The sequence below is a fragment of the Catelliglobosispora koreensis DSM 44566 genome (assembly GCF_000379685.1).
Taxonomy (GTDB): Bacteria; Actinomycetota; Actinomycetes; order Mycobacteriales; family Micromonosporaceae; genus Catelliglobosispora; species Catelliglobosispora koreensis.
Map to the genome: position 1 here is coordinate 406,285 of NZ_KB903261.1, position 12,515 is coordinate 418,799.

The 12,515-nt window shown below is 63.7% G+C and carries 19 protein-coding genes and 1 tRNA gene; 10 read left to right on the plus strand and 10 right to left on the minus strand.

Annotated elements, in window-relative coordinates:
- Window positions 1-37: 37 nt before the first annotated feature.
- A complete protein-coding gene (locus A3E1_RS48835) occupies window positions 38-169 on the plus strand; it encodes a hypothetical protein (RefSeq protein ID WP_020522797.1) in 132 nt (43 codons plus the stop codon).
- A 68-nt stretch (window positions 170-237) separates the two neighbouring features.
- On the opposite strand, the gene A3E1_RS41310 is transcribed toward A3E1_RS48835, so the two are convergent.
- Window positions 238-981, minus strand: coding sequence for a hypothetical protein (locus A3E1_RS41310; protein WP_051105091.1), 744 nt, complete (start codon window positions 979-981; stop codon window positions 238-240).
- Between the two features lie 58 nt (window positions 982-1,039).
- Complete coding sequence (locus tag A3E1_RS0121165; protein ID WP_026208672.1) at window positions 1,040-2,164, minus strand: PP2C family protein-serine/threonine phosphatase; 1,125 nt, start codon at window positions 2,162-2,164, stop codon at window positions 1,040-1,042.
- Between the two features lie 118 nt (window positions 2,165-2,282).
- Here A3E1_RS0121165 and A3E1_RS0121170 point away from each other — a divergent pair, with 118 nt between their 5' ends.
- Window positions 2,283-2,918 carry a GNAT family N-acetyltransferase gene (locus tag A3E1_RS0121170; RefSeq protein ID WP_020522799.1) on the plus strand — a complete coding sequence of 212 codons (636 nt, stop codon included), beginning with the start codon at window positions 2,283-2,285 and terminating at the stop codon, window positions 2,916-2,918.
- Here the strand turns inward: A3E1_RS0121170 and dcd are convergent.
- On the minus strand, window positions 2,913-3,494 hold the full coding sequence (dcd, locus tag A3E1_RS0121175) for a dCTP deaminase (protein WP_020522800.1): 582 nt from the start codon (window positions 3,492-3,494) through the stop codon (window positions 2,913-2,915). The two genes, A3E1_RS0121170 and dcd, sit on opposite strands and share 6 nt — an antisense overlap.
- 122 nt (window positions 3,495-3,616) lie before the next feature.
- Between dcd and A3E1_RS41315 the strand changes: the two genes are divergently transcribed.
- The 6 genes from A3E1_RS41315 to A3E1_RS0121210 all read left to right on the plus strand — a co-directional run bounded on the left by A3E1_RS41315 (window position 3,617) and on the right by A3E1_RS0121210 (window position 6,253).
- Complete coding sequence (locus A3E1_RS41315; protein ID WP_020522801.1) at window positions 3,617-4,081, plus strand: hypothetical protein; 465 nt, start codon at window positions 3,617-3,619, stop codon at window positions 4,079-4,081.
- A gap of 39 nt (window positions 4,082-4,120) precedes the next feature.
- Window positions 4,121-4,194 (plus strand) — tRNA-Gly (locus A3E1_RS0121185).
- An 84-nt stretch (window positions 4,195-4,278) separates the two neighbouring features.
- Entirely contained in the window at window positions 4,279-4,596 is a 318-nt protein-coding gene (locus A3E1_RS0121190) for a hypothetical protein (protein ID WP_020522802.1), read from the plus strand.
- A gap of 234 nt (window positions 4,597-4,830) precedes the next feature.
- The gene (locus A3E1_RS47240; RefSeq protein WP_157631650.1) at window positions 4,831-5,334 is read left to right on the plus strand and encodes a hypothetical protein; all 504 of its coding nucleotides are present in this window, start codon (window positions 4,831-4,833) and stop codon (window positions 5,332-5,334) included.
- A 43-nt stretch (window positions 5,335-5,377) separates the two neighbouring features.
- On the plus strand, window positions 5,378-5,890 hold the full coding sequence (locus tag A3E1_RS0121205; protein WP_026208673.1) for a DinB family protein: 513 nt from the start codon (window positions 5,378-5,380) through the stop codon (window positions 5,888-5,890).
- 21 nt (window positions 5,891-5,911) lie between these two features.
- Window positions 5,912-6,253 (plus strand): VOC family protein, encoded by a 342-nt coding sequence (locus A3E1_RS0121210; protein ID WP_020522806.1) that lies wholly within the window; start codon window positions 5,912-5,914, stop codon window positions 6,251-6,253.
- 56 nt (window positions 6,254-6,309) lie between these two features.
- Here A3E1_RS0121210 and A3E1_RS47245 read toward each other — a convergent pair whose 3' ends face one another.
- Both A3E1_RS47245 and A3E1_RS41320 read right to left on the minus strand, forming a co-directional pair.
- Complete coding sequence (locus A3E1_RS47245; RefSeq protein WP_020522807.1) at window positions 6,310-6,468, minus strand: hypothetical protein; 159 nt, start codon at window positions 6,466-6,468, stop codon at window positions 6,310-6,312.
- Between the two features lie 40 nt (window positions 6,469-6,508).
- Window positions 6,509-6,961: a hypothetical protein gene (locus A3E1_RS41320; RefSeq protein WP_020522808.1), complete on the minus strand. Its 453-nt coding sequence runs from the start codon at window positions 6,959-6,961 to the stop codon at window positions 6,509-6,511.
- An 84-nt stretch (window positions 6,962-7,045) separates the two neighbouring features.
- Between A3E1_RS41320 and A3E1_RS0121225 the strand changes: the two genes are divergently transcribed.
- Window positions 7,046-7,681: a hypothetical protein gene (locus tag A3E1_RS0121225; protein ID WP_020522809.1), complete on the plus strand. Its 636-nt coding sequence runs from the start codon at window positions 7,046-7,048 to the stop codon at window positions 7,679-7,681.
- On the opposite strand, the gene A3E1_RS0121230 is transcribed toward A3E1_RS0121225, so the two are convergent.
- The 4 genes from A3E1_RS0121230 to A3E1_RS0121245 form a co-directional block, all read right to left on the minus strand.
- On the minus strand, window positions 7,634-8,191 hold the full coding sequence (locus tag A3E1_RS0121230) for a hypothetical protein (RefSeq protein ID WP_020522810.1): 558 nt from the start codon (window positions 8,189-8,191) through the stop codon (window positions 7,634-7,636). The genes A3E1_RS0121225 and A3E1_RS0121230 overlap by 48 nt on opposite strands.
- A gap of 23 nt (window positions 8,192-8,214) precedes the next feature.
- Window positions 8,215-8,703 carry an NUDIX hydrolase gene (locus tag A3E1_RS0121235; protein ID WP_020522811.1) on the minus strand — a complete coding sequence of 163 codons (489 nt, stop codon included), beginning with the start codon at window positions 8,701-8,703 and terminating at the stop codon, window positions 8,215-8,217.
- A 23-nt stretch (window positions 8,704-8,726) separates the two neighbouring features.
- Window positions 8,727-9,959, minus strand: a complete 1,233-nt coding sequence (locus A3E1_RS0121240; RefSeq protein WP_020522812.1) for an MFS transporter — start codon at window positions 9,957-9,959, stop codon at window positions 8,727-8,729.
- 123 nt (window positions 9,960-10,082) lie between these two features.
- Window positions 10,083-11,033, minus strand: coding sequence for a hypothetical protein (locus tag A3E1_RS0121245; RefSeq protein WP_026208676.1), 951 nt, complete (start codon window positions 11,031-11,033; stop codon window positions 10,083-10,085).
- Here A3E1_RS0121245 and A3E1_RS0121250 point away from each other — a divergent pair.
- The gene (locus tag A3E1_RS0121250; RefSeq protein ID WP_020522814.1) at window positions 11,017-11,916 is read left to right on the plus strand and encodes a hypothetical protein; all 900 of its coding nucleotides are present in this window, start codon (window positions 11,017-11,019) and stop codon (window positions 11,914-11,916) included. The genes A3E1_RS0121245 and A3E1_RS0121250 overlap by 17 nt on opposite strands.
- Window positions 11,917-12,355: 439 nt before the next feature.
- On the opposite strand, the gene A3E1_RS47250 is transcribed toward A3E1_RS0121250, so the two are convergent.
- Entirely contained in the window at window positions 12,356-12,499 is a 144-nt protein-coding gene (locus A3E1_RS47250; RefSeq protein ID WP_020522815.1) for a hypothetical protein, read from the minus strand.
- Window positions 12,500-12,515 lie beyond the last annotated feature (16 nt).

Sequence of the window (12,515 nt, forward strand, 5' to 3'; positions counted from 1 at the left end):
ACAGGCCCCCGCAAAACCCTCGCTTAGGAGCCTTCAGATGATCGAGAAGCTGCGCACTCTGCTCTTTGAGCCGCGCTACCCGCAGCGCTATGTCGGCCGTCACCGGATGCAGACCGGCGTGCCCGTAGTCACGCTCAACGTTCGCCGCCCACACCGCCTGTCTGCCTGAGCCGCTCCCGGAACGAGAGCGGCACCGGATCGATGAAGATCCGGTGCCGACGTTGAGCTAGGCGGTTCTTAGTTCACCAGGCGTTCCCACCAGGACAGGTGCTGCGGCTGCTGCACCGGCTCCACAGGCGGCGGCGTCGTTGGGCCGCCATATCCATAGCCAGGCGTAGTCCGGCTAGGCGTCGGCCGCGGAGACCGGGAAACCGATGGCGTTGGACTGACCGACCGCGACGGGCTCGGCGAGATCGACCGCGACGGTGACGGGCTAACCGACATCGACGGGCTCGGCGACGGCGACTGGCTCATGCCGGGGCACGTGTGGCTCAGGTTGAACGTTCCAGGCGTGGTCTCGTCAGGCGATACGGTCGCCGATCCGTTGACGATGGCCTGGCCCGTGGGCGTCGTGAAGATGTAGGCGTGGATGACATCGCCGTTGCCAGCCTCAGCCAGGTAGCCCACCCAGCCAGGTCCCGAGTCGGTGTCCGGGAACACGGCTGTGATGGGACCTGCGGTCACGCTCGTGAACTGGATCGTGATCGAGGTGAAGTTGTCCCCCGATGACGACGGCAGGACAAAGTGCCAGCCGTCGTAGTTCGGCCCAGGCGGCGAGCCCAGCGGCCCACTGCAGTCCTGCTCGTCAAACTCGTCAGCGGTCGCCCCAATGTGATCTGGATTGATCGTCACCGGCGTGTCGGCCCACGCCGGCTTAGGGCTGGAAGTCTGGATGGATAGGGCGATGGCGGCCACCACCGCGAAGATTGCTGCCCCGACGGCGATCAAAAGCCGTGGCACAGGGCGGGAAATAAACGACATTCATGCTCCTAGAGATTTGTGCCTATATCTAGGAACGAGAAATGTCACTAATCGGACATTAGGCGTTGCTGCCGACTTCCCAGCTTGGCTGCGGGGTGGGCGACGGCTGTAGCGGGCCTGTGTACTCCATGAGGATCATCGCGATGTCGTCGTCAAGCCGGTAGTGAACCCACTCCTGCAAGGCCGCCTCCACCGAGGCCAGGCCATCGCCGACCGTTCCGTGCCCGAGCAACCTCCACGCGCGGTCCGCTATGGGGAAGAAGGTGCCGTCGCGACGGGCCTCGGCGAGTCCATCGGTCAACATGAGCAGCCGGTCGCCTGGCTCCAGCCGCTCGACCCTTGTCCTGACCACCGGCATGAAGCCCAGTGGCGGCGCGGGAGCCGGTGGATCGAGAGTGATCACTTCGCCGCGGCGCAGCAGAATCGGGGACGGGTGACCACAGTTCACGATGGTCAACGTGCCGCCGCGTTCTTCGACCAGACACGCGGTCACGAAGTCTTCGTCGCCAACGGATCGCGCGACAGCGCGATCAAGGTCGGCCACCACGGCACGCAGGTCAGCTCGCTCGTAGGCGACGTGCCGGTAAGAGCCGAGAACGATGCTCGCCGTGCGGACGGCATCGAGTCCCTTGCCACGCACGTCACCGATGATCATCCGTACGCCATAGGGCGTGTCCAGCGCTTCGTATAGGTCCCCGCCGATGTCAGCGGCAGCGGCGGCGGAGATATAACGGCCAGCGATCGACAGACTGCCCACCTTGGGACCCAATGGCCGCAGAACCGCCTGCTGAGCGATGCTCGCGAGACGGGCCAGCTCAGCGATTCTTTCCGCTTGCCGTTGCCGGACAACCGCAACAGACGCGGCGATCGTGGTCGCGATGCCGATGGCGACAACGTTGATGAACGGGGAGAAGTCGCTGGCGTCGCCTAGCATCGCGAACAGGGTGCCCACCGCGGTCGCGGCGGCACCGGCCACGAGGACCTCTTTCCACGGGGCGAAAACAGCGGCCAGGAACGGCACGGTCGCCATCAGCCCCACGTAACGCACCGGGCGGCCATCAGCCAGCTCGATAGCGCTGATGAGTCCGAGCATGACAAAGGCCGCGCCGAGTCCGGCGCGGGCTCCAGGGCTACGCGGGCGTCCGCCCATCAAGACTCCGACCATTCGTACGGCAACCAGCATGCCTGATCTCAGTGAGAACACTCGTCAGATTGGCCGCTCGGGGGATCGCAATGTGTCCGGATGGATTACCTGGCGAAAATGGGTCGCTTTGCTGGGCTTTTGCGGACCAAGATGGCCCATGCTGATCGACCATTGGCCGTTGCAGGGACTTTCGCTCCAGACACCTGATCTTGAGCTGCGTTTACCGGACAACGAGGAACTGGCCGCGCTCGCTGACGTCGCCGCCGCGGGAATACATGATTCGGACTTCATGCCGTTCCTTGTTCCCTGGACCGCAGGAAGCCCAGCCGAGGTCGCGCGCTCAGTCATCCTGCACCACTGGAAGATCATTGGTTCGTTCGATGTCCAGGACTGGCGTATTCCATTTACAGTCTTCTATCAAGGAATGCCGGTTGGCGTCCAGACCATCCGCGCCAAGAACTTCGCCGTCACTCGCGAAGTCGCGACCGGCTCGTGGCTGGGCAAGGCCTATCACGGGCGTGGCATTGGCACCCAGATGCGGGTTGCCGTGCTGGAGTTCGCCTTCGCCGGCCTCGGTGCGCAGAGCGCTATCTCGGCGGCGCTCGTCGGGAATGCCGCCTCGCTGGGTGTCTCGCGCAAACTTGGGTACCGCGAAGACGGCATCGGGCGCGAAGAAGTCCAGGGCAAGCTGCGCGTCGACCAGCGCCTGCGGCTGGACAAGGAGCAATGGAGCGCGCCTTTCGGCGTACCCATGAAAGGCTTGGAGAAGGTTTTGGAGTTTCTTGGTCTATGAGCCGGTCGGCCAAACCTGCCAGCTCTGATATGACCTAGACGGCGTCGGGCCACGCTGTCCCTGATAGCGGGAGCCGTAAATGCTTGAGCCGTAAGGATGTTCGGCGGGCGAGGACACGCGCAGCACACACAGCTGGCCGATCTTCATGCCGGGCCAGAGGCGGATCGGCAGCGTAGCCACATTGGACAGTTCCAGCGTGACGTGCCCAGAGAAACCGGGGTCGATGAAACCAGCGGTGGAGTGCACGAGCAGGCCGAGGCGGCCAAGGCTCGACTTTCCTTCGATGCGCCCGGCGAGCTGCTGGCCGATCGTCATGCATTCCAAAGTGGACGCGAGCACGAACTCGCCTGGGTGCAGGACAAAGGACTCGCCCTCCTGCACTTCAACCAGGCTGGTCAAGTCGTCCTGCTGCTCAGCCGGGTCAATGTGGGTGTAGAGGTGGTTGTTGAACACCCGGAACCAGCGATCCAGCCGGACGTCAATGCTCGACGGCTGGATAAGGCTTTGCTCGAACGGGTTGAGCTCCAGCTGTCCGTTCTTGATCTCAGTGAGCAGGTCACGATCCGATAGCAGCACGTGGGTGAGCTTACAGGTTTTGGTTTGTCTGATTTGCGGCGTGTGTTGCTCGGTTAAGGCTGTTCGGCGACTTGTGGCGTGTCGAGTGGCTTGATCGAACGTGTGTTCGATAGGGTGTGGGCATGGCAACTTGGAGTGAGTTCGCGGCCGCAGCGCCGGAGCTTGCCACACCTATCCGCGAGCTGCTGCATCAGTACGGGCGGGGAATGGCCTACCTGGCCACGATCCGCCAAGACGGGGGTCCCCGGCTGCACCCGGTGTCACCGATCGTCACCGACGAAAGCCTCTACTGCTTCGTCATCGCCTCGCCCAAACGCGACGACCTGTTCCGCGACGGGCGATTCGCACTGCACACGTTTCCCGCCGAGCTAACCGACGCCGAAGGCGTGCTGACGGGGCGGGCACGTCAAGTGCTCAACGTGTCCGTTGTGGACGCGTTGGCGCGGTCGCATCGCGCCGCGCCTGGCGTGGACTGGACGCTGTTCGAGTTCACGATCGACTCTGCGTTCCTTCATCGGTATGCGGCTGGAGCTGCCCCGATGAGCTGGCGCGCCAGATCCAGGCGGCCGCAGCTGGTCGCCGTCTGAAGCCTGGAAAGGGGCGCCTGTGTTACATTGGTGCCCCTTGCGGGTGTAGTTCAATGGCAGAACATCAGCTTCCCAAGCTGACAGTGCGAGTTCGATTCTCGTCACCCGCTCCAAAGACAAAAGCCCTGGTCCAAAGAAGATCATCAGCTAAATCTGTAGGTCCTTGTCACATGGACCCACACCGATACAATCGTCGAATGTCCGAGATTCCCCGGCTCCTCGCCGAACAGGCTGCACGTGACGGAATGAGCATCGCTGGAGCATTCGAGGATATCGCCGAGTTTGGTGAGCCCAACTGCTTCAAAATGACCTTGGCGTGCACTGCCTCCGGCATGATGGTCAGGGAACAGTTCTTCTACATGGGAACCGGGCAACGGAACATCGGCGCCGTGCTGTGCCTGGTTGTCGCGACCGCCGAAAAGCACCTGCCCACTCGCCAGCGATTCATCCGTCTGGTAGGTAGTGAAGCCAGGTACAAAGTCTACGAACGGATCAGCCAAAAGCTCGACGGCTAGGCGGCGGCCCCCGGGCCATAAGCGGGCCAGTAACCCGGTCCTCAGACAGTCACGAACGGTCTGTTCCGCCGCTGCTCATGGGGTGTATTTCAGAAAAACATTCGCGATGATCGGAAATTCCCAAGCTGACAGTGCGAGTTCGATTCTCGTCACCCGCTCCACTTGTGAATGCCTTCCAGCTCTAGCCGAAACGGGGATGGTGCTGGGGATCAGCGGCCACGATCGTTTGCGTTCGTGCGAAAGCTAATGACTTTGCTCATCTGTGGTTCGGCGCTGGTCGCGGGCTGCGGCCAGACCGCCCAGCCGAGCGTCGCTTTGCCCTCTGAATCTCCGTCGTCATTAGCCTCACCGCCCGGTTCGCCGTCCGCTTCCGCGACTGTCTCGCCTACGCCGTCTCCGGCGGCAACGACTAAGACTCCGGCTCCGGTCAAGACCTCCAGCCGGCCCGCGAACGCTGGACTGACCGCGACTTACACGGTGAATATCGTTTGCCACACGATGTTCCCAGGCAAGTTCCAAATCGTGGTCGAAGCGACGGCCAGCAAACCGCTGCGCGAAGGAAATGTGCGACGCAACGTGAACGGTGCCCTTACCGGCCTGCCGATGACGATCAACGGCAACGTCGCCAAAGGTGGCCTGCCGGGCGAAGGACCCGGCCCGGTTGAGTTCGCGTGGAGCCTTGTCGCCGAAGACGGCAGTTCGTTCAACCGCACCGAATCCAAAACCCACTCCTGCTGAAACTCGGTTGGGGCGTGCGGGTGACCGGCGCAGAATGATCGGCATGAAATTCACATCTCCTCTGGAGCGGCTGGACCCACCTGCGATCAACTCTGAGCTGGGTGCGCTGAATAGCTGGCTGGACTATCACCGCGCGACGCTATTGATGAAGATGGAAGGGCTGACGCCGGAGCAAGCTGGGCAGCCCACGGTGGAGTCGGGCACGACGTTGCATGGCCTGATGCGGCATCTGACCACCATCGAGCAGTACTGGTTTGTGGAATGTGTGGCCGGATCGAAAGAGCCATACCCCTATTACGATGGCGAAGAAATCGACTGGGACTGGGATCTGAGCCGCAGCGAGGGTTTGCAAGCCGACGTGGATCGTTACGTGGCCTTGTGTGAGCGCATCCGGCGAATCACAGCCGACGTCGACCCGAACGCCACGATCGTCACCAAGCGCGGCAAGGAGATGGACATCCGCGGCATCATGATCGGCATGATCGAGGAGTATGCCCGGCACAACGGACACGCCGACATCATCCGCGAACTCATCGACGGCGTGACCGGCGACTGACCTGCTCACTAGCATGGCCTCATGACCATAGATCTGTTCGCGGGCATTCCTGTGCGCGACTACAACGAAGCTGTGGCTTGGTATGAGCGGCTGCTCGGTGGCCCGCCATCGTTTATTCCCAACGACATTGAAGCGGTGTGGGAGCTAGCCGAGCACCGGTTCGTGTACATTGAGGTTCAGCCCGAGCACGCCGGGCACGCCAATCACACCGTCTTTACCGACGACCTAGATGTGCGTGTCGCACAGATCGCGGAGCGGGGCTTGGAACCGTCCGATCGCGAGACTTATGAAAACGGGGTACGCAAAATAACTTTCCGCGATCCGGATGGCAACCGAATCGGATTTGGCGGCGGCCCGGCTTAGCGCCTGACGCTCCCATCGCCGGTGAGACAATGCCCACCGGCGATGGTCGCCTGAACTCAGGAGCTTTGCTGCACGGGCGATTCGGCCTCAGCCATCGCGGCAGTGTCGTCTTCGGAAGAGGTTTGCGGCAGGGAGTAAACGTCGCGCAGATAGGCAAGCCGGCTCAACTGGTCGTCGCTCCACTTGCCATGCCACCAAGCAGCGATGTCATACACATCGCCATTCTATCGAACATGCGTTCGAAACGCTCGCAGATTAGGCAGCGGCCGCCAAGGCGCGTGCCTGGTTCACCTGATACATCGCCCAGCCCGCGGCCTGCTCACCCGGCGCCAATTGGCAACTGTGGTAAAGCCCTTCGCCCATAACGTTTACGGTGACGAACCCGGTGACCTTCTTGTCCTTCATGATGAGGAACAGCAAGCCAAGCAGCAGGAACAGGGAAAGCCCGCAGGTGAAGAACGCGAGCAAAACGCCGAGCACCGCGCAAACGATGCCGAGCACCATGCCAGTCGACGAAATCGTCTCAGTGACCTGGGTGGAGTCCTGCACCGTCCAAGTCGTGCCGCGCAACGGATAGCGCCCGGCCGGAACGATGACGAAGGTGCGGGTGATGGCGATGTCGCCAATCGTCACCAGCACTTGCTCTGGTTCGGCCGGTCCCGGATTGGACCACTGATAAGGCTCTGGCAAAGTGTTCGGATCAGTCACGAAGGCGACTATAGGCGTACCCGTCCGCATTCGCGAGTGTCCGAAGCTGACAGTAGATGTCCACTAAACGCATAGGATGTGCCAATGTCAACCGCAGCAGCGTCATACGGCACAGCGGTTTCTCAGCACCGAAGCGCCGCGTCCTATGTGGACATCGCACAAGCGCTGCTTGCGGGCACTGGCGACCTTCGCTTGCAGCAGCTCATGGCTCAGCTCGCCGATCAGCGGACAAGGTTGTCCGCCTTGGCTTTTCAGCTTCAGCTGCCGGCGCCATGGCTAGCGGGACAGCAACTGAACCAGGTCGGCATTGACTCCATTAGTGGCGACCAAGCGCTTGACCAAGCCAGCAACAGCCTCCTGCAAGCTGAGGCAAGCATTCGTGAGATTCAACAGCAGCTGACCGCTCCGCTGCTTCCTAAGGCCACGCCCGCCGTGCGGGCTGGCCTCGTCTACGGCAGCTGGAGCTTAGTCGGCTGGTTAGTCCAATGTGGACTTCTCGTCGCCAGCAACGGCACCAGTCCCTCCGCGCTGCTGACCTCGCTTTGTGCCATGCCGGTGCTGGCCTTCGGCGGTGGAGTCCTCACGCTGCACCTGTTCGGGCAACCCAAGGAAGGCGCGAAGGCGAACTACTTCTTCAAGCTGGGCATAGGCTTCTGCTTGCTCGCGATGCCCTTAGCGTGGATAGCTCTCATCGGCGGACTCGCCCTGCTGCGCGGCTGACTCATCGAACTCGTCATCATCGAGCTCGGCCAGTTGTCCGGCTAGGTCGTCGAATTCATGCGCGAGCGGGTCGTTGACAACGTAGAGCCGCCAGGCGAAATAGACACCCACTGCGGCGAGAACGGCTACCCCTGTGTGAAAGACCGGCTCCATCAGTCCGGTCGAAGCGGCTCTTTCATAGGGGTAACTCTCCACGCTGAGTTGCTGCGAGTAGACGCCCGCGACGTAAATCGCGTTCCATGCCAGCAGGATGCCAAACTCGCCAAACGCCAATAGCGCCAGGGGCCGAAGGCCAGGAATCACCGGGCGCACACCGCCGCCCAGCGTAACGGCGGCTCCCAAGAGGAGCACCAGCCAGATGCCCGGGTTCGCGACTTGGAGGATCCCATGCAGCGCGTCGGAAGACTTCGCTGCCAGAGCCCAGTCGACCAGCGCTATCAGCTCAATGATCCCGGCGAAGACAACCACAACCCACGCCGCTAGCGCGCGCACTACCCCCGTGTTCCCCATGCGAGGCACCGTAACAGCTGATGTCAATGTGTGCGGGCGTAAGTCCACGACAGCATCTGGCCCTCGTGATAGGGCATCACGCCGTGAAAAGGCCGCGAGTCGTCATCGAACACCATCGGCAGCCACCGGAAGTCGCTTTCCCACAAAGGAAAATCAGCAAGAGCTTCTATGGGTACCCACTGGAGGGTCCCTTCGTGGTTTCCAGCGTGAGCGACTCCAGAGAAGGTGTCAACGCGGAAGATGAAGCCAAACCAGTCCTGCCCACCTTTGCCGAACCCGGGCCACGAAACGGTGCCCCGCAAGGTGAATTCGGTGGCGATGAGGCCGGACTCCTCGCGGATTTCCCGGGCCGCACCGTCGACCACGTGTTCATCACGCTCGAGGCGGCCGCCCAGGCCGACGTATTTCCCGTAGTGAATGTCATCGGGGCGTTTGTTGCGGTGCAGCAACAACGTTTGCTGACGGTCCGGTGAAACGACGTAGGCGAGGGTCGCGACGACAGGTTTGAGCACGACCGAGTGTCTCAAATGACGGGTCAGACGGCCGCACCAACCGGCTCCCGGACGGGTGATTCGGCCGTGCCGTCAGCCTTGGCGTCGATCAGTCCCCGCAGCGACAGGGCGATGAGGGACGCGACAAGGCAGCCACCGATGACCAGGCCGATCCACAGGCTGCCCAGACCCATGCCCAGCAGTGGCCCGGCACTGACGGGGGCGACGACCGCTGAGATGCCCCAGATCATGCCGGCCAAAGCGTTGTACCGCCCGCGCAACGCATCCGTCGCGAGAGCATTGACCATCGTCGGCTGAGTGGGGGACAGGAACGTCTCACCAAACGCGAAGACCGCCATGAAGGCGATGACGCCAACCGTGCTGAGCACAGCGTTCTTTCCGTTGACGAGACCAGCCAAGCCAAGGATGAGCCATGCCATGGCGAAGACCGCTCCGACGGCCGCCAGGGTGAGCGTCCGGCTGCGTCCTTTGAGGAGCTTGATGACGATCAGCTGGGCCAGCACAATCACGATCGTGTTCGCGGTGAACGCGTAACCGATCACGCCTTCGTCGACCTTGATCACGTCCAGGGCGAAGCCCGAGAAGCCCACCTCAAGCTGTGCGTAACCGGAAATCGTGAGCAGCAAGCTGAACATGAGCAGACGGCGAAATGGCTTGTCGCGCAACACGGTCGCGTAGCCGCCGCTGGAACGTTGCGCTGACGTGGGCTGCACCAACCGCAATCCGACCTTGGGCAGGGTCAACAGCACGACGACCGGGCCTAGGTAACACAGCATGTCGAGCAGGTAGACGAGCTGGAAGGTCCCGGGACGGTCAATGTCCACAATGGAGCCGGCGATCGCCGCACCCACACCGATGCCCAGGTTGAGCAAAGCGAACTGTAAGCCGAAGACCTTCTGCCGCTCAGCATCAGACGTCAGTGACGTGAGGATGGTGGACTGGCCGGCCCAGATCGTGCTGCCACCGAATCCGGCGAGCGTCAAAGCTCCGAGCACGTGCCACTGACTGGTGCTGAAGGCCAATAGGCCCATCGACACCGCCTCCAGCACGAGCGCTGGCAGCACGACCTTGCGGGCGCCCAGCCGGTCGATCAGGGTGCCGCCCACGGGAGCGACGACGAGGGTGAGCAGGCCGAACCAGCCGATCAGCAGACCGGCCGTGCCGTCGGAGATGTCGCGGACCTTCGTCAGGTAGATGAACAAGAATGGCAACGTGAAGCCGCGCCCCAGCGACGAGAAGGCCGTCCCGATGAGCATGCGTCGAGCTTCAGGACGGGAGGGCAGGGCATCACGGAACATGACGCCAGTCTTTCGCTGACCCCCGGCGTGGGACTACTTAATTACCGGCGCTGTGGTCAGGACCACAGCGCCGGTCAGTCCTTACGGTGTGGTGCTGGCGGAAGGCTTGGCGGTCGGAGCCGTTGATCCCGCCGGAGCCGGAGTCCCGTTAGCGGGAGCCAGGCACAGGATCTCGGTCTTGCGCTGCTGCACGGTCGGCTGCGTCGGGTCAGGACATTGCCTGGCGTCCGACACCATCCCGGTCACCCGGAAGGCACCGGCCTCATTGCAGCTAGCGGCAACCGCGACGTTGGCATCGCTGGCGTCCTTCTTAAGACAGTCATCAACCGCGAACGACGATCCGCCACCGACCAGCTTGTCGACGAGGATCAGGCCGCCAAACGCGATCGCCAGCAGGGCCACACAGCCGACGAGGACGCCCAGGATCAACCGGCCCTTGCGTTCTGGCTTCGGCTCTGGAGTCGCCGCGACGGACGGTTTCGCCTCGGGAGCGAACTGCTCGAACCGCTTCTCCTCCGGCACGCGCTGCTGCGGAACCTGAGGACCGCCTGGAGGCATGCCCTGTGGCGGCATGCCCTGAGGTGGCATCCCCTGCTGTGGGGGACGTTGTTGCTGCGGGGGCGGGCTTACCGGCTGAGGCACCATCGCGGGTGCGATCAAGTCGCTGTAAGGCGGCTGGCCTGGCTGGCGCTGCACCTCGGCCGGAGCAGCAGCGGCGGCCGACGAACCGTAAACGGTGGCCGATCGGGGCGCTTGCTGCGGCGGGGCCGGAGGCACTTCGCCGGGCCGGGCAACGGAAACGGCCGCACGGGCTGTCGCCCGCGCTGGGGTCGCTGGCGGCGCGGCGTTGGCGTCAACACTATCGACAGGCTGAACCTGTTGCGGCACTTGGGCTGCGGCGGATCCGTACACACGGCCGGACGACTTAGCGGGCTGCGCCGGAGCGGGCGCCTCGTTGGGGTCGATCCTGCTCGATGGAGGCACGGAAGCGGCAACACGCACACGTCCGGTTGTCGTGCCCGCTGCGGCCACCGCTGCTCCTGCGGCCGCCGCTGCCGCCGCGGCGCCTTCGGCTGCTGGTGCCTCGGGGGCTGGCGTGGACGGCGACCAAGAGGCAGAAGCCGCTGCGGGCTCCGAAGCGGGCGTGGAAGACCACGAGTTGGAAGCTGGCTCGCTGGAGGGCCAGGAAGAAGACGCGGCAGGCTCCGAAGCGGATTGCGCGGTCCAAGATGGTGCGGCTGGTTCCGAAGAGGACGACCAGGAGTTAGACGCTGGTTCGGGCGCTGGCGTTGAGGACCACGAGTTGGATGCTGGCTCGCTGGACGGCCACGAGGACGACGCAGCGGGTTCCGAAGCGGGCGCAGAGGACCAGGAGTTAGACGCTGGTTCGGGCGCCGGGGTCGAGGACCACGAGTTGGATGCTGGCTCGCTGGACGGCCACGAAGAAGACGCAGCGGGCTCCGAAGCGGACTGCGCGGTCCAAGAAGGCGCGGCGGGTTCCGGGGCAGGCGTTGATGACCAGGACGGTGCGGCAGGTTCCGGGGCAGGCGTGGAGGACCAAGACGGCGCGGCTGGCTCGGGCTCCGCGGCGGCTGGTTGCCAGCCCGCTGGCTCCGACACCGGCTTCCAGCCGGATGCTTCTGGTTCCGCGGCGCTAGACCGCCACGAGGCGGGCTCGGAGGCGGTGGTCCATGATGAGGCTTCGGGCTCTGGCTTCCACGCCGACGGCTGCGGCTCGGCCGGGGTGCTGCTGCCCCACGACGGCTCAGGCTCCGGAGTGGACTGCCACGAGGGCGGGCTGCCCGCGGGTTTCGGTGACTCGCCTGCGGCGAAGGCGGACCAGGAGCCACTTGGAGCCTCGGGTTCGGGCACGGACGGCTGCCACGGCTCGCTTGCGGCGGGAGCGGAAGTGTAGGTCTCCCAGCTTGGCGGGGAGAGCTCCGAGTCGTGCCGCACGCCGGGGATCGGCACGACGGCCGGCGCTGGAACGTAGGAGTCGGTTGAGCCCCAGCTAGGCGCCTCCGGTTCGGACGGGAAGCCGCTGAAGGCCTCACTGTCCGGAGGGAACGACGAATCGTTCGACGGGGTGTATGGCGTGAAGACCGGAAACTCATCAGGCGCCGCAGGCGCTTCGAAGAGCCCGGATGCTCGCTGTTGGCCAGACTCTTCTGCGGGCTCGTTCCACTCGGCCGGTGGCGGCCAGCCGGACGGGTGCGTGGGGTCGGACGACATGCAGGGGCCTCCTCGTGTGCGTTGCCAACCTACCGGCTCGCCGCAACGAGGGAAACCCGGCTGCCCCACACATGACAACAGCGGGCCTCACCGTCTTGGTGAGACCCGCCGTGGGCAAGGGTTTAGCGCAGGGAACGCAGGAGAACTGCCGACATCGGGTCGTTCAGGAGCGCGTCACGCGACCTGAGGGCCCGGCGCCGGTCACCGGACTCCTGGTGGAGCTGCGCGGCTGACTGGCTGCGGTGGCTGGACTTGAAAAGCTTCATGCCAACTATTTCATCA